The organism is Pantoea rwandensis (genome assembly GCF_002095475.1).
GTDB lineage: Bacteria > Pseudomonadota > Gammaproteobacteria > Enterobacterales > Enterobacteriaceae > Pantoea > Pantoea rwandensis.
In genome coordinates this window covers 167798-183300 of the sequence record NZ_MLFR01000002.1, presented here as the reverse complement: position 1 = coordinate 183300, position 15503 = coordinate 167798, and the positions used below count along the sequence as shown (strand labels likewise).

General features: G+C 53.7%; 11 protein-coding genes. 9 read left to right on the top strand and 2 right to left on the bottom strand.

Going from position 1 to position 15503, the window contains the following annotated elements; genetic code table 11:
* Positions 1 to 12 precede the first annotated feature (12 nt).
* Positions 13 to 2421: a membrane-bound PQQ-dependent dehydrogenase, glucose/quinate/shikimate family gene (locus HA51_RS04565; protein WP_245840162.1), complete on the bottom strand. Its 2409-nt coding sequence runs from the start codon at positions 2419 to 2421 to the stop codon at positions 13 to 15.
* A 602-nt stretch (positions 2422 to 3023) separates the two neighbouring features.
* On the opposite strand from HA51_RS04565, the gene HA51_RS04560 reads away from it, so the two are divergent.
* The 9 genes from HA51_RS04560 (at position 3024) to HA51_RS04520 (ending at position 14089) form a co-directional block, all read left to right on the top strand.
* On the top strand, positions 3024 to 3707 hold the full coding sequence (locus HA51_RS04560) for a substrate-binding domain-containing protein (RefSeq protein ID WP_158087358.1): 684 nt from the start codon (positions 3024 to 3026) through the stop codon (positions 3705 to 3707).
* Positions 3708 to 4226: 519 nt separating this feature from the next.
* The gene (locus HA51_RS04555; RefSeq protein ID WP_084932408.1) at positions 4227 to 4859 is read left to right on the top strand and encodes an RraA family protein; all 633 of its coding nucleotides are present in this window, start codon (positions 4227 to 4229) and stop codon (positions 4857 to 4859) included.
* Positions 4860 to 4923: 64 nt separating this feature from the next.
* Positions 4924 to 6264, top strand: a complete 1341-nt coding sequence (locus HA51_RS04550) for an MFS transporter (RefSeq protein ID WP_084932405.1) — start codon at positions 4924 to 4926, stop codon at positions 6262 to 6264.
* A gap of 39 nt (positions 6265 to 6303) precedes the next feature.
* Positions 6304 to 8391 (top strand): hydantoinase/oxoprolinase family protein, encoded by a 2088-nt coding sequence (locus tag HA51_RS04545; RefSeq protein ID WP_084932403.1) that lies wholly within the window; start codon positions 6304 to 6306, stop codon positions 8389 to 8391.
* Positions 8391 to 10073 carry a hydantoinase B/oxoprolinase family protein gene (locus tag HA51_RS04540; protein ID WP_084932402.1) on the top strand — a complete coding sequence of 561 codons (1683 nt, stop codon included), beginning with the start codon at positions 8391 to 8393 and terminating at the stop codon, positions 10071 to 10073. Before HA51_RS04545 ends, HA51_RS04540 begins: the two co-directional genes overlap by 1 nt.
* Before the next feature lie 3 nt (positions 10074 to 10076).
* Positions 10077 to 10886 carry an SDR family oxidoreductase gene (locus HA51_RS04535; RefSeq protein WP_084932400.1) on the top strand — a complete coding sequence of 270 codons (810 nt, stop codon included), beginning with the start codon at positions 10077 to 10079 and terminating at the stop codon, positions 10884 to 10886.
* Positions 10887 to 10904: 18 nt separating this feature from the next.
* A complete protein-coding gene (locus HA51_RS04530) occupies positions 10905 to 12056 on the top strand; it encodes a pyridoxal phosphate-dependent aminotransferase (protein ID WP_084932398.1) in 1152 nt (383 codons plus the stop codon).
* Between the two features lie 29 nt (positions 12057 to 12085).
* Positions 12086 to 12706, top strand: a complete 621-nt coding sequence (locus HA51_RS04525) for a TetR/AcrR family transcriptional regulator (protein WP_084932396.1) — start codon at positions 12086 to 12088, stop codon at positions 12704 to 12706.
* A gap of 111 nt (positions 12707 to 12817) precedes the next feature.
* Positions 12818 to 14089 (top strand): Glu/Leu/Phe/Val family dehydrogenase, encoded by a 1272-nt coding sequence (locus HA51_RS04520; RefSeq protein ID WP_084932394.1) that lies wholly within the window; start codon positions 12818 to 12820, stop codon positions 14087 to 14089.
* A 390-nt stretch (positions 14090 to 14479) separates the two neighbouring features.
* Here the strand turns inward: HA51_RS04520 and HA51_RS04515 are convergent, their stop codons facing one another.
* Positions 14480 to 15403, bottom strand: a complete 924-nt coding sequence (locus HA51_RS04515) for a substrate-binding domain-containing protein (RefSeq protein WP_084932392.1) — start codon at positions 15401 to 15403, stop codon at positions 14480 to 14482.
* Positions 15404 to 15503 lie beyond the last annotated feature (100 nt).

Here is a 15503-nt window from a genome sequence, read left to right as displayed (position 1 = left end):
TCAGCCTGGCAGTTAAGGGAGTGCATAAGCAATAACGTAGTCACCGCGGTTGTCATTGGTTCCGGTGCGTGTCGCACCGCCAGCCACCACGACGATATATTGTTTACCGTCTTTGCCCATATAGGTCATTGGTGCTCCCTGACCACCGACTGGCAGACGTCCACGCCACAGCTCTTTACCGGTATTGTTGTCAAAAGCGCGCACGTAGTAGTCGAGTGATCCATGGAAGAAGGTCAATCCACCTTTGGTGACCAATGGACCGCCCATCGTTGGCATACCCAGTGGGATGTTGATGCCTGGCGCTACACCATGAATCGGTGCATCCTGGATACTGCCAACCGGGACCTGCCAGCGAGTTTTCCCGGTCGTCAGGTCAATCGCTGTCATCGAGCCAAACGGTGGTTTAAAGCAAGGTACGCCCAGTGGCGACATAAACATTCCACGTTCTACGCCCCAAGGGGTACCCAACTGTTCAGAGTATTCACCTTCAGTAGTGGCCTTCAGCCCTCTGCGATCAGCGTCTTCACGCTTGATGAACTGACCCCATTGTGCCATGCGGATGTCGTTGACGATCAACGTACCGGTAGACATATCAAGCGCACCACCGCCCCAGTTAAAGCCACCGTAGTAGCCCGGATAAATCAGCGTACGTTGTTTGTCAGAAAGAGGGGTAAATGGACCTTCCGAGCGCATCTGCTTGAATTGAATACGGCAGTAAAGCTGATCGAAGATTGACGCGCCCCACATGTCGCTCTCTTTCAGCTGGGTTGTACCCACTGAGATGGCAGAGAACGGTTGAGTTTCGGCCACTTGCATGCCCGGCATTGCATCGGTTGCGACTTTACGATATTCAACCGGGATAACTGGCTTACCGGTGCGGCGATCCAAGACAAAGACTTCACCGCGCTTGGTCAGCTGAATGATCACCGGTGTTGTCTGGCCCTCTTTCCCAGGCAGGTCATACAGAATCGGTTGGGAGGATACGTCATAGTCGAACTGGTCAATGTTGGCGGTGCGGAAGTGCCAACGCTCTTTACCGGTTTTCAGATCAACAGCCACGATGGCATCGTTGTACTCGTTCGAGTACGGATGACGGTCACCGGTCCAGAAGTCAGGCGTCTGGTTGCCTGTCGGGAAATAGGCCAGACCCAGTTTAGGATCGTAAGCGGCTGTGCCCCAGAAGTTAGGTGTTTCAAGGGGGTAAGTCTCTCCGGCTGGCAGCGGGCTACTGTCGCTGGCACCGCGTTTCGCATCCCAGGCCCAAAGGATCTTTCCGCTGACCACATCATATCCACGGACCACGCCGCCAGGCTCGCCCACGGTGAGGTTATCGTTCAGACGACCACCCACCATGATCACGCCATCGGCCACCAGTGGCGCAGAGGTCACGTTATAGCTACCCTGCTGGCCGCCTTTGGCGTCAGCGGGCATGTTCTGTGTCAGATCGACATAACCCCCGTTGCCGAAGTCTTCACAGAGTTTGCCGGTTTCGGCATCCAGCGCCACGATGCGGGCATCAATGGTGGTTTCAATAATGCGTTTGCGACAGGTGGCAGCAGAAGAAACAGCCGCCGTAGCCACTCCGCCCGTGGTGGGGTTATTAGTCGGCAACTGGTCGAGGTCGGCATAGCCTACCCCACGGCATCGCTTCCAGCCTTTGTCGCTTTCGAATACTTCCGGATGTGGATCGAAACGCCACTTCTCCTTGCCCGTGGTGGCATCAACCGCAATCACTTTACTCAGCGGAGTACACAGATAAACGGTGTCAGCCACTTTTAACGGCGTGGTCTGATATTCAGCACCATCAATCGCCAAGTCACCGGTGCGATAGGTCCACGCGACTTTCAGGTCCTTAACGTTGGTGGTATTGATTTGCTGGAATTGAGCGAAGCGTTGCCCCAAAGTATTGCGGCCCCACGCCGTCCAGTCATCACCACTCTTATCTTCAGCCGCTTGATCAATGACTTTCACAGGACCCGCGCTGGCATCGGTTTCCACTTCCGGATGTACGCGGAACATGTTAGCGAAGACGGCAACGAGTGAAACAATGGCCACCAGTGACACGATGACCGAAGCCATTTTAGGCAGAGCAGGGCGGCCAGCGTTATTGGTGAGAACTTGCGAGCACATTGCGGCCAGGATGAAGACAACAAGGAAAGCGACGGTGCGCGGAACAAGTTGCCAGAAGTCGGTACCGACCTCAGTGAAAGCCCAGATAAGGCTGACGGCGAGCAAGACGAATGATAAATAAAGGGTCCATGCTTTAGCTCGCACGAAACCCGCACCACAACCCGCCATGGCCAGCCCAGCGGGGAGATAAAACCAGGAGCCACCCAGGCTAATTAAATAAATTCCACCTGCAGCCAAAGCCAGTCCGAGGATAATTAGAATTATCCCCACTAACTTTGTGAATATAGACATACCACTTTTCATGATTAAGTAACCCTTGCGTTAAATACCCATCCCTTTAGTAAGGATCGTGTTTAAAAAGAATATTGCTTTAATTGCTCCCCGTGATAAAAAGCTTTTCGCCATTGTAAATAAGGCATAGCTAACCGCTCCTTAGCGATAAACCAAGGAGTTATTTTTTTGAATGAGGGTTCGAGATGGAAATAATCCACCCAAATGGGATGTTTGAGATGTAATTAATACATGACGTTCACCCTGATCTTAAAATTTGCAGATTTGGCGTCTGCAAACTAATGCTTAAGTCTCAGTTATCATTTTTAAACTTTTGCTTAAATTTAGTTACGCGGCAAAACATTATCATGTACATTTAAATAACAAAAGTACTTAAAGACCTCAAAAAGACCTCAAAATGAAGTTCACCCTCAAGCAAATAGCCGCTCAGGCTGGCGAGCGGACGAACCATCCCCTTCGATGTTATTTTGCACACGCCCGAGCGCTTCAGCCGTTTAGTGTGCGATGCGCTCATAGATGAAATGAGTCATTTTTCTGCGTTCCAATTGCGTTTGCGATTTCATTGTGTCGAAACCATAACCACAAATGAAATGAGGAAACTCATGATGAAGTGCGCAAATGACAGTTATGGCATCATCCTTAAAGCAGAAAATAATGCTGTCATCAGTAAAACTATTGAAGAATTACAAAAACACCGTGTTCCTGTCGTGACATTAGTGACTGATGTCCCTGACAGTAAACGACTCCGCTATGTGGGTATGGATAATATTTCGGCCGGCATGACCGCTGCATACTTAATGTCGCAATGGATCAAGGAAGCTGAGCTGGATGTGGCTGTGGTTTTAAGTAGCCAGAATTTTCTGGGTGAAGCACAGCGTGTGCAGGGATTTTGTCAGGGATTAAAAAGCATGCTGCCGTCTGTTAAACCTGTTTGGGTCAGTGAGGGATATGGCGTAGACGGAATGACTTTTGACGTCATGCTGGATGCATTAAACCGACATCTAAATTTGAAAGCGGTTTATTGCGTTGGCGGTGGGAATGCTGCGATCCTCAGAGCGTTCAAACAGGCGGAGCGTGAAGTGCTTAGCTACATTGGCCATGATGTAGACGAAGAGAATCGCTTTCTTCTCAACGACCGTAAAATTAATGCGGTTATCCAACACGATTTACAAAGTGATGCCAGAGAGGTTTTTAGAATACTGCTGACGTTTCATGGCTTTTTACCCGTTATTGATCACAGTGACGCGTTCTCGAAAGTGAATGTTGTTACTCCGTTTAATCTGTGACCCTGAAACAACTGCCTAAGGGCATCCGGTCCTGGGCTAGTGCTGTGCCTGATGAGCAGGTCGGTGCTAAATATTTTTCCTCTATCGCTTAGTGTGGCGATATGCCGTCATCACATCTGCAAATATTCTTTTGTGCATTCATGGTGCATCAATTCATCCTGAAATAGCGCCGATGGAAACTCTGTCAAGGGCATACAGACTAATTGCACTTATATTGTGATTTTAATCCCAACTAAATGCATTCTTTGCACCTCATTTGTGCGACCCATCAAATTTATAAATAAGAAAACCGTATGGACAGCTAAACGCAATCCAACGGGAAAAGTATTTTAATTTAAATTAATTAAAAAGCGTTATTAATCATTTTGTTACGTAAGCTCCATTACTAATCATTCCTATACTTACTGTTAAGAAGTGTGATTGAAGTCCTCCTTTCCGTAAAAATCAGGTTGCCTGAATGATTTCTAAAGTGATAAAAAATTCTCACTTGATAATCATTTTTCACTTTAAGGTAACTTCATGGCACTTGAAACCGCGTATGTTCGTATTAACCCAACCTGGACGCGTCCAGATAAAAAATGGCTCTCTGATTTTGCTGAATTTCCTGTCGCGAATATTGGCGATGCCATGGAGCGGTTGAATATGTGTGACGCCGGTATTGTTCCGGTCACTACACAAACCGATTTTGTTGGATTTGCTTTCCCTGTGTTGGTGACGCCTGGCGACAACGCTGCGGTGATCCGCGCACTGGATCATATCCAGCCGGGCGATGTGGTGATGGTGAACGGTCAGGGGCACATTGACCGCGCGCTGATCGGTGAGCAACTCACGCAGCGCTTCCAGCACGCCGGTGCTGTCGCACAGGTGATCGATGGCGCTGTCCGCGACCGTAAAGTGATTGAGTCTACCGGCCTGCCCACCTTTAGCCGTGGTGTTTCACCTGCGGGCCCGTTCAAAAATGGACCGGGCGTGATTGGAGAACCTGTGGCGATTGGCGGTGTGGTCTGTGCTGCAGGCGATATTGTGGTCGGCGATCAGGACGGCATCATCATCATTCCTTTCTGGCGTGCAGAAGCCGTGCTGGCAGAAGTGCGTGAAGTCGCGCGTCGTGAGGCGGAAATGACCGCAGAAGTGAACCGTCAATACCAGTAAGGCCTGAGGCGTTTCCCAGTCCTTTATAACAGGTAACTATCACACTCATTTTCAGGGCAAAACCATGACGAAATCACATGTTGCAGCTATGGATTACGCATTGCCGAAGGAAGGATCGACCAGAAATAATGTTGTCAGACGTGCATCTATAGCCGGTGGCGTGGGTTCGTTTGTTGAATGGTATGACTATGGTATTTACGGTCTGCTGGTGAGCTCGCTGGTGCTGGTATTTTCGGCGAGCGACATGAACACCACGGACGCCGGACTGATGCTCACCTATGTCGGCTTTACCGTCAGCTTCTTTGTACGCCCTTTTGGCGGCGTCATCTGCGGCTATCTGGGCGACAAAATCGGTCGTCAGAAACTGCTCGCCATCCTGCTGTTACTGATTTCACTGGCAACGGCCGCGATTGGCATGCTGCCAAGTTATGCCAGTATTGGCTGGGCCGCCCCCGCGATGCTGATCCTGTTACGCATTGTGCAGGGCTTTTCGGCAGGCGGTGAAGTCTCTGGCGCAGGATCCTTTGTGGCGGAATATGCGGAGGATCACCGCCGCGCGGTGGTGATGTCGCCGTTAGTGATGGGTTCATTCATCGCGCTGCTGTTCGGCAGCCTGTTGATCAGTGGATTAATCAACATCTTTGGCATTGATGCCATGAACAGCTGGATGTGGCGTGTGCCATTCCTGCTGGCGATCCCCATGGCGCTGATTGGTGTCTACATCCGTACCCGTATTGAAGACACGCCGCACTTTCAAATGGTGAAGGCCAGCAAACGCGTAGTTCGCAATCCGATTCGTGAAGTGCTCTCTTCGAAACGCCACCTGAAGGCAATTGGCCTGGCGATTACACTGCCCGCGGTGAATGGTCCGGGCTACTACATCCTGTTCGTATACATGCCGACCTATCTCAATAAGGTGATGCACTTTCAGCAGATTCAGAGCCTGATGGTGACAGCCTGCGGACTGCTGACCATTGTCGGCGCGATCCCACTGATGGCCTGGCTTTCCGACCGGCTGGGTCGTAAACCGCTGCTGATTGCCTCTGCGATTGCTATGGGCGTTCTGGCATGGCCCTGTTTCTGGCTGCTGACGCTGGGCATGTTCCCGCTGGCCTGTATGGCTGCCATTCTGCTCGCCTTTGCTTTTGCGGGGCATGCGGCGGTGATCCAGGCCGCGCTGGCAGAAATGTTCCCGACCAACGTGCGCTACAGCGCCTACAGCATTGGTTTCAATCTCTCAACGGTCATCTTTGGTGGCTCCGCGCCGCTGCTGATGACCTGGCTGATTGGCCTGACCGGCATTGCCAGCATTCCCAGTTATATGGTGATTTTCACCGCGGCTCTCACACTGATTAGCGCCATTTATATGAAAGAAACCGCAGGCAAGCCACTGGCTGACGAGTAACCCGGCGGAACAGCAAACTCTCTGGATTTCGAGGTCATTATGAAAAACGCATCACCCTGGCGGATAGGGTTTGATATTGGTGGCACCTTTACCGATCTGGTGTTGTTGAATGATATGACGGGTGAGGCCATTCGCCATAAAACGCTCACCACGCCCGAAGACCCTTCAGAAGGGGCTTATACAGGTCTGACGCAGCTAGTTGAAATGGCAGGGCTGAAAGCGGGTGATATCCATACCATCACGCACGGCACTACGCTCGCGATCAACGCCTTGCTGGAGCGTCGTGGGGCGAAAACAGCTTTCGTTGTCACGCGCGGCTTTCGTGATGTGCTGGTGCTGGGCCGTGAGTACCGCTATGACATCTATGATCTGAACGGTGCGCCCGCGCAGCTTCTGCTGCCACGCTCACAGGCTTATGAAATCACTGAGCGTGTCACGGCGCGGGGCGAAGTGATCACCCCTCTGGATGAGAGTGAGGTGGTTCGTCTGGCCGCTGAACTGCGCGAAAAAGGCTACGAAGCGGTCGCGGTGTTGTGTATGCACGCTTACGCCTGGCCTGAACATGAAAACCAGGTTGAAACCATCCTGAGCAGCGAACTGCCGGGCGTGTCGATCTCGGTATCGCATAAAGTTTCACGCGAAATCCGTGAGTATGATCGCGGTGTGCTGACGGCGATGAACGCCTTTGTACAGCCTAAAGCGCGCCGCTATATGGCACGACTGGAAGACAAGCTGCGTGAGGGTGGCTTTACCTGTGACTGGCTGGTGATGGGGTCCAATGGCGGGCTGATGGCGCCGCAGGTGGCAGCTGATTATCCCACCCGTATCATCGAATCGGGTCCAGCGGGCGGTATCGTCGCGACAGCGGCCTTTGCACGTAAAAACGCGGAACATCAGGTGCTGGCTTTTGATATGGGCGGCACTACGGCTAAGGCTTGTGTGGTGCGTAACGGGGAGCCGTCTATCACTACCGATTACGAAGTGGGGCGTGCGGACCGGTTGCTGAAAGGCAGCGGTCTGCCGGTCAAGCTGCCGGTGGTGGATATGATCGAAATCGGGGCGGGCGGCGGCAGTATCGCGCGCGTCGATTCACTCGGCCTGCTGGAGATTGGTCCGGAGAGCGCCAGCGCCTGGCCGGGACCGGCCTGCTATGCTCGCGGTGGCGAACAACCCACCGTGACCGATGCCAACCTGGTGCTGGGATTACTGGACCCGGATGCCTTCCTTGGCGGACGTATGCGCCTCGATGTTGAGGCAGCCCGCGCAGCAGTACGTCGTGTGGCTGAACCGCTGGGCCTGAGCATCGAAGACGCGGCCTGGGGCATTCACGAAGTGGCGAACAGCAAGATGTCAGAAGCGCTGCGCACCCATTCTGTTGAGAAAAACGTTAGCCCGTCGCAGATGACCATGCTGGCCTTCGGCGGTGCAGGTCCAAGCCATGCCTGGTCGCTGGCCAAACAACTCGATGTGAAACGCGTTTATTTCCCCAACGGGGCGGGCGTTTACTCCGCGTTCGGTCTGCTGACTGCTCCGCCGAGCGCTGACTTTGTGCGTGCCGATCGCTGTCGGCTGCTTCCTGGTGTAGATGTTAAGCGCGTCAGTGCCGTCTTCTCTGAAGGTTTTGATGAGGCGATGACCACACTGGCTGCCGCCAATGCCGATCCTAAAACGGCTATTCAGCAAATGCTGGCAGGGGTGCGCTATATCGGGCAGGGCTCAGAGTTAACGGTGACACTGCCAGAATCTTTCCTCGCGGAGGGCGATGTTCAGGCGCTGGTGGATACCTTTGAGGCCGCGCACCTGGCCCGCTTCGGCCGCACATTGCCTGGGCAGGGCGTTGAAGTCGTGAACTGGCGCGGACGCGTGCAGACCACGCCGCCAAACCTGAATACCAGCGATCAAATCCGTCATGTCGAGCCTGATGCTCGCGAGAAGAATCTGCAGGTTTACCTCGGGCGTGAGCAGGGTTACAGCCCGTGCCGCGTGATCCCTCGCAGCTTGCTGGTTACCGGTGAATCTGTGCACGGCCCGGCGCTGTTGCAGGAAAAAGAGTGCGCGATTTATGTCGGTCCGGGCGCATCAGCGCAGCTGGATGAGCAAGGCAATATTTTGATGGAGCTGAACTGATGGCGATAGCAACCCCTGAGAATCTGCGTTTCCTCGACGATCCGATTAGCCTACGCATAACCTGGGATCGTCTGGTGAGTATTTCTGAAGAAGCTGCCGCGACGCTGGTCAACATGGCGTTCTCCAGCATTATCCGCGAGGTGGGGGATTACTCCTGCCTGCTGATGGATGCCAGCGGCAGTTCGCTGGCGCAACCCAAAACCAGCGTGCCTGTCTTCATCGGCACACTGCCCGCAACGGTGCGCCATTTGCTGGCTAAGTTTCCGGCAGAGACGCTCAAGCCGGGTGACAGTCTGATCACCAACGATCCGTGGCTCGGTACGGGTCACCTGAATGACGTGACCGTGGTGACCCCCGTATTCCGCGATGGCAAGCTGGTAGCCTTTACCGGTGCCGCTGCGCACATGTCAGATATCGGCGGCTCGCTGAACATGGGCTCTTCACGCGATATGTATGAAGAAGGGTTCCTCATCCCGCCCAGCAAATTAATGATTGAGGGCAAGGTGAACCAGCAGTTGCTGGATCTGTTCCTCGCCAACGTTCGCTCACCCGATCAGGTTGAAGGAGATCTGCATGCCATGCTGGCTGCCAATCAGATAGGCGCCAACGGGCTGCTCGGCCTGATGGATGACCTGAAGCTGGAGTCCGTAACGCCGCTGGCGGAAAAGATCCACTCACTGACCGAAGCGGCGATGCGCAAAGCGATTGAAGCGGTACCGGATGGTCGCTATGAAGCTGCGGTGGATATTGGTGACTATGAAGGTGATATCCATCTCAACGTGGCGGTGATTGTGGATGGCAGCAACATCACCATTGACTACGCCGGTTCGTCTGCGGAGTCACTGTTTGGCAGCAACTGCCCGATGTCCTTTACCTACGCTTACAGCGTTTATCCGCTGAAATGTCTGCTGGAACCGCATCTGCCGAATAACGAAGGCTGCTTCAAGTCCATTCGTGTGACGGCGCCAGAGGGTTCAATAGCCAATGCGCGCCCTCCTTGCGCGGTTGAGATGCGCAACCGCGTTGGACATATGGCACACGCCGCCATCTTCACAGCGCTGTCGGAAATCATGCCGGACCGGGTAATGGGGCACTCTGGCAGTGCGCCGGTCACCTGTGACGTGTTCGCCGGACAGTTTGATGATGGCCGCAGGTTTGTTGAAAGCCTGTGCGTCAACGGTGGCACAGGCGCGCGTCCATCAGCCGACGGTATTGTGACCGGCTTCCCGGGCAACATGTCTTCCACGCCAGTCGAGCTGATTGAATCTGCCACGCCGTTGCTGTTCCTGCAAAAGGCGATCGTGCCGGATTCCGGCGGTGCCGGTCGCTATCGCGGCGGTGTCGCGCAGCGCATGGTGATCCGAAATACCAGCAAATATCCGCTTTCGCACAGCATGTTTTATTCACGACAGAAACACGCGGCAGAGGGCGTGCTGGGTGCCGCACCGGGTGCACCGAACTTCGTGGCGATTAACGGTGAATCGCTGGCGAAACCGGTAGGGCGCCATGATGTTCTTCCCGGCGATGAAGTCACCATTCAGATGCCAGGCGGTGGCGGAAAAATGCCCGTAGCCGAGCGTGATAAGCAGGCGATTTTATGGGATCTGCAGGAAGGTTACATCACCGAAGCCGGTGCGCTGTGTGATTACGGCGTGGACGTTGCACAACTTAAACGAGGATAAGTCATGGATCAGTTAACGGGAAAAGTGGTGATTGTCACTGGCGCAGGAAGCGGTATTGGTCAGGCTGCCGCCTCAGGATTCGCGCAACGTGGCGCGCGCGTGGTGCTGGTGGGACGCCGTAAAGCTGTACTTGATGATGTCGTTTCCTCAATACGTGCCGCCGGGGGTGAAGCCTGGGCTTACGCGGCTGACATCGGCAGCAAGTCAGAGGTTAATGCGCTGGTGCAATGGACCCTTGCGGAACTGGGTGAGGTTGACGTGCTGGTTAACAATGCAGGCAGCGCCAGTAAAACGCTGAATGCGCGCTGGATTGACGAAGCTGAGTGGGACCAAGTGCAGGAGGTCAACATGAAGGCGGTGTTCCTGCTGACGCAGGCACTGCTGCCAACGATGCTGGCGCGTAAGAACGGCACTATTATCACGGTTTCTTCGCTCGCAGCACTGCGTCCGAATCTGCTGGGTGGCGCGGCCTACGGTGCGGCGAAAGCGGCGGTGCGCAACTTTATGACCTATCTGCACAACACCTTCCGTAACGACGGGATCCGTTCAACCTGCATCCTGCCGGGCGAAGTGAATACCCCGATTATGGATAACCGCGCTAACCCGCCTCAACAGAGTATTCGTGACCATATGGTGCAACCGGAAGATGTTGCTGAGGCGATTTTGCTCTGCGCCAGCCTGCCGCCGCGCACGGTCATTGAAGAACTGATCGTCGCGCCGACTTTCCTGCGCGATGTCTCTGGTGACCTGGAAATTAGTCGCTGGAAAAATGCCCCGGCAGAATGCCAGGCCGAACGCGAACAAAAACTCTGAACCCGGAGAAGGTGAACTATGTCTGCCAACATTTTTAAAGCAGCGGAAGCTGTTCTGCGAGTCGAACGTACCTCACTGCGCGTGCAGCAGCCTGCCTCCAGCAGCGACATGATTTCGCTGGCAATGGGCGAGCCTGATTTTGATACTCCACCACGTATCGTCCAGGCGGCCGTGGAAGCGTTACAGCAGGGCTACACGCACTATGCACCATTGCTGGGTGATAAGGCGCTTTGCCAGGCGCTGGCAGAAGAGGTGTCAGAACAAACCGGCAATCCAGTCAAAGCCGGTGAAATTCTGGTCACACACGGCGGAACGGCGGGTCTCGCGGCCGCCATCCTCTCCATCGTTAACCCCGGCGATCGCGTGGTGATCCCCGATCCGACCTATTCGCTGTATGCCGATCTGGTTAACATGGCGGGGGGGATTTGTGTGCCCATGCCGTGCCGTAGCGATCTGCACTGGGATCTCGATAGTCTTGATCAGGCACTGGAAGGCGCGAAATTATTTGTATTCTGTAATCCGGGCAATCCAACGGGTATTGTTCACAGCCGTGAAGAAATTGAAACGCTGGGGCGGCTGGTAAACCGGCATAACACGCTGGTGATTGCGGACGAGGCCTACAGCGATCTGGTGTTTACCGATCGTCCGTTTACTTCGGTACTGCAGGTCCCTGCCTTTGCCGGACGCACGCTGTTTTGCCAGACCTTCTCCAAAAGCTATGCGATGACGGGCTGGCGTGTTGGTTATCTGGCCGGCCCCGTTGAGATGATTACTGCGGCGGCGCGTGTGCATAATACCGTTAACGGATCGGTGAACAGTGCGGTCCAGCGTGCAGCACTGGTTGCGCTCACGCAGTGCAAAGATGATGTGAAACGTATGTATGATGTCTATCGCGAGCGTCGTCAGTTAATGATGGAAGGGTTGTACGCGATCCCGGAGCTGTCGCTGAATGAGCCGGAAGGCGCGTTCTATTGCTTCCCATCGTACTCGCTGCCGATCCCGGCGATTGATATGGTGGCACTGCTGCGCGAGCAGGGCATTGCGGTGCGTCCGGGTAGCGAATTTGGTGCGGCGGGTGAACGTCATCTGCGCCTCTCGTATGCTGCAGGCAGTGAAGCCATAGCTGAGGGTGTCCGACGCCTGAAACGCGCGCTGGCAAGTTTTAAGTAATGAATAAGTAACAGGAAGCAAAACCCACTATGACGGGAAAACCGATGCGCAGTGATACCGAAAGAAACCGTAAAAACCTCATTCAGGCGGGCGCCCGGCTGTTTGAGCGTTCAGAAAGCCCGATAAGCCTGACGGAGATCGCCGCAGAAGCGGGCGTTTCCGTTGCGACTGCCTATCGTCAGTTTACGTCGGTAGAGGAAGTGCTGAATGCCTATCGTCAGGAAGTGGGGCAACTGCTGCTGGACTACAGTATCGGGCAGCGTTGCAGTGGCCTGGAGAAGCTCGAAAGCGTCAGTCGCTACTGGGTAAAACTGGTCCGTGAACGTGGCGCCGCCATGGTTCCGATGCGTAACCGCCGAGGATATCTGGAGCGTTTGTGGGAAGGGGCTGAATATCTGCAGGTGCAGGCTGATGCACTTCGACCTGCCCTGCGTGAATCCATGGACGAAATGGATCTGCCAGATATCGGCGACAAGGCGATTTTTCTCTGGAATATCCTTTTCGATCCGCGAGAAATTTTCGATTTGCTGAATACCGTTGGCCTGACGGAAAAGCAGGTGGGAACTCAACTGATGGCGGTGCTTGTCGGGGGATTGCGCGGTTTTGCGACCGCCAATGACTTTACCATCGAGGCCAGCCGCACACGCTAACCCGGGCCGCAAATCTGCGGCCTGTTTTCTCAATCTAATCAATATCACAATCACTGTGAGGGCTGCGTGCGTCCTGAATTCCGCGATGCCTGAAGGTGTTAAGGGGACATAATGAGTGCACTTTCGTATGTTTCAGAAGATAAAAATTCAGCCTGGGCAACGTACCTGGCTCAGGTGGAGCGCGTCCTGCCTTATCTCGGCGATCTGTCTAAATGGGCGGATACCTTACGTCACCCAAAACGGGCACTGATCGTTGATATCCCCTTGGAGATGGATGATGGCAGCGTCAGGCATTTCGAGGGATACCGCGTACAGCACAACCTGTCGCGCGGGCCGGGGAAAGGCGGCGTTCGCTTTCATCCCGATGTGACACTGGAAGAAGTGATGGCGTTGTCTGCGTGGATGACGGTGAAGTGCGCGGCAATCAATCTGCCGTTTGGTGGCGCCAAGGGCGGTGTGCGTGTTGACCCACGCGAGTTGTCCAGAAAAGAGCTGGAACGTCTGACGCGTCGTTATACCAGCGAAATTGGCAGCATCATCGGGCCGCAGCAGGACATTCCTGCACCGGACGTCGGTACCAACCCACAGGTTATGGCGTGGATGATGGACACCTGGTCGATGAATGTTGGCGCAACCAGCACCGGTGTGGTCACCGGCAAGCCGATTCATTTAGGCGGATCGCTTGGGCGCGTTAAAGCAACGGGCCGTGGCGTATTTGTCACGGGCAGGGCGATGGCGCAGCGTATTAACCTGCCGCTGGAGAATGCGCGCGTCGCCGTTCAGGGATTTGGCAATGTGGGAAGTGTGGCGGCTGAACTCTTCAGTGAAGCCGGTGCGCTGATCGTGGCCGTGCAGGACCACAGCGCGACACTTTACAACGCCAGCGGCATAGACGTTGCTGCGCTGACAGAATGGCAACAACAAACAGGTAGCATTAGCGGTTATCGCGGTGCCATGTCGGTCAGTCATGAGGCTTTCTGGGAGCAGGGATACGATATTGTGGTGCCCGCTGCCCTGGAAGGACAAATCACAGCAGATCGCGCCCGCAAGCTAGTCTGCAAACTCGTGCTGGAAGGGGCGAATGGTCCAACATTACCTGCAGCTGATGACATTTTGAAAGAACGCGGCATTACCGTGGTTCCGGATGTGATCTGCAATGCGGGTGGCGTAACGGTCAGCTATTTTGAATGGGTGCAGGATTTCTCCAGCTTCTTCTGGAGTGAGGATGAAATCAACGAGCGGCTTGACCGCATTATGGAACAGGCACTGTTGGCCGTGTGGAATAAATCACTCGAGCTTGGCGTGACGCTGCGAACGGCTGCATATGCTGTAGCATGTGAGCGGATTCTGGAAGCACGCCGTGAGCGAGGTTTATATCCCTGAAATCGAGGATGAAAAAATTAAGCCTGATGACTCTAAATGAGTGGCAGGAAAGCCTGATGCTTAAATTAGAGGGCTTGGGTGGCGTGGGTAGTTAACAGACCGTGATCACCACACTTTTCTCAGTTCAGCGAATGGTAACGATATAAAAACCGCCTTTAGGCGGTTTTTATATTGGATACTGAAAGTGAAGATTACTGTACAACCTGCCAGCCATCATCACCCTTGATAAAGGTCAGCTCACCGGTTGTTTGACGCTTACCCACAAAGGGTGTTCAACCTTACACTTATAGAAGCCATCGCTTTGAGCGTCATGACACGCCAGTTTCTTAACGCTGTTAACTTTCATCAGCATGTCATCAGTAACCGCTTTCCCACACCGATAACAACAGATTATTTCTGATTCTTTTCGCTAAACTCTTGGTAGTTGGCTTGGGTCACAGTCTGGTAGGGGATCCAGTTAAACGTCTCAGTTTTCTTACCTTCAAGCATGTCACTGGCGACGTTGACGGCGCCAATCGCCTGGCCTTTAGCGTCCTGGAAAATGGTCACCGCCATTTTTCCGTTTTTGATAAATTGCAGACCGTCTGGGGTACCGTCAATACCTGCAACCAGCACGCCTTTTTTGTTCAGCTGCTCCAGGGCCATGATGGCACCAATCGCCATTTCGTCGTTGTTAGCGACAATCGCATTGATGTCATTACCGTCCTGGAGCCAGGACAAGGTTTTATCAACGGCTTCGTTACGCTGCCAGTTAGCCGTTTGCTTTTGGATAACCTTCATTCCTGGATGAGCACTGACGAAATCTTCTACGGCTTTGGTACGCTGGCGGGCCTCTTCAGTGGAAAGGGAACCCATGAGGATCGCGATGTTCCCTTTGTTATTCATACGTTCAGCCAGCGCTTCGATTTCCATTTTCCCACTCAGAGCTGAATCTGACCCGACATAAGACATTTTTCCTGTCAGCTTCACTTCAGGCTTACGGTTAACGAAAATGAGGGGGATGTTAGCGTTTTGCGCGGCTTTGATTATAGGCATGACACCCTGAGTATCGACCGGGTTTAAAATAATAGCGTTTACCCCTTGGTTGATGAAATCATCCACCTGCTGGATTTGCAGAGAGACATCTCCTTTGGCATCAGCGAACTGGCTCTTCATTCCTTTCTCGTTGAGTTGCTTCTCCATCTGGCTTCGCAGAATGGATACGAAGTTAAGATCAAGGTTAGCAAGCGCGACACCGACCATATAGGTCTTGGCCTGAACAAAAAACGTGCTACATAAACATACAACTGCCAACAGCCATTTGATTTTATTCATGTTGTCATCCTGTAGGGAGGTTGATTATTTTTAATATTGCACCCGGGTGCAATTTCGAGCGAATGCTCGGCTGGTAACATGATTTATCGAGCGTGAAACA

Bases quoted from the DNA above. Each gene is read 5' to 3' on its own strand.
- HA51_RS04555 (WP_084932408.1), top strand. From the start codon at position 4,227: ATGGCACTTGAAACCGCGTATGTTCGTATTAACCCAACCTGGACGCGT.
- HA51_RS04515 (WP_084932392.1), bottom strand. From the start codon at position 15,403: ATGAATAAAATCAAATGGCTGTTGGCAGTTGTATGTTTATGTAGCACG.
- HA51_RS04565 (WP_245840162.1), bottom strand. From the start codon at position 2,421: ATGTCTATATTCACAAAGTTAGTGGGGATAATTCTAATTATCCTCGGA.
- HA51_RS04545 (WP_084932403.1), top strand. From the start codon at position 6,304: ATGAAAAACGCATCACCCTGGCGGATAGGGTTTGATATTGGTGGCACC.
- HA51_RS04550 (WP_084932405.1), top strand. From the start codon at position 4,924: ATGACGAAATCACATGTTGCAGCTATGGATTACGCATTGCCGAAGGAA.
- HA51_RS04525 (WP_084932396.1), top strand. From the start codon at position 12,086: ATGACGGGAAAACCGATGCGCAGTGATACCGAAAGAAACCGTAAAAAC.
- HA51_RS04560 (WP_158087358.1), top strand. From the start codon at position 3,024: ATGATGAAGTGCGCAAATGACAGTTATGGCATCATCCTTAAAGCAGAA.
- HA51_RS04540 (WP_084932402.1), top strand. From the start codon at position 8,391: ATGGCGATAGCAACCCCTGAGAATCTGCGTTTCCTCGACGATCCGATT.
- HA51_RS04535 (WP_084932400.1), top strand. From the start codon at position 10,077: ATGGATCAGTTAACGGGAAAAGTGGTGATTGTCACTGGCGCAGGAAGC.
- HA51_RS04520 (WP_084932394.1), top strand. From the start codon at position 12,818: ATGAGTGCACTTTCGTATGTTTCAGAAGATAAAAATTCAGCCTGGGCA.
- HA51_RS04530 (WP_084932398.1), top strand. From the start codon at position 10,905: ATGTCTGCCAACATTTTTAAAGCAGCGGAAGCTGTTCTGCGAGTCGAA.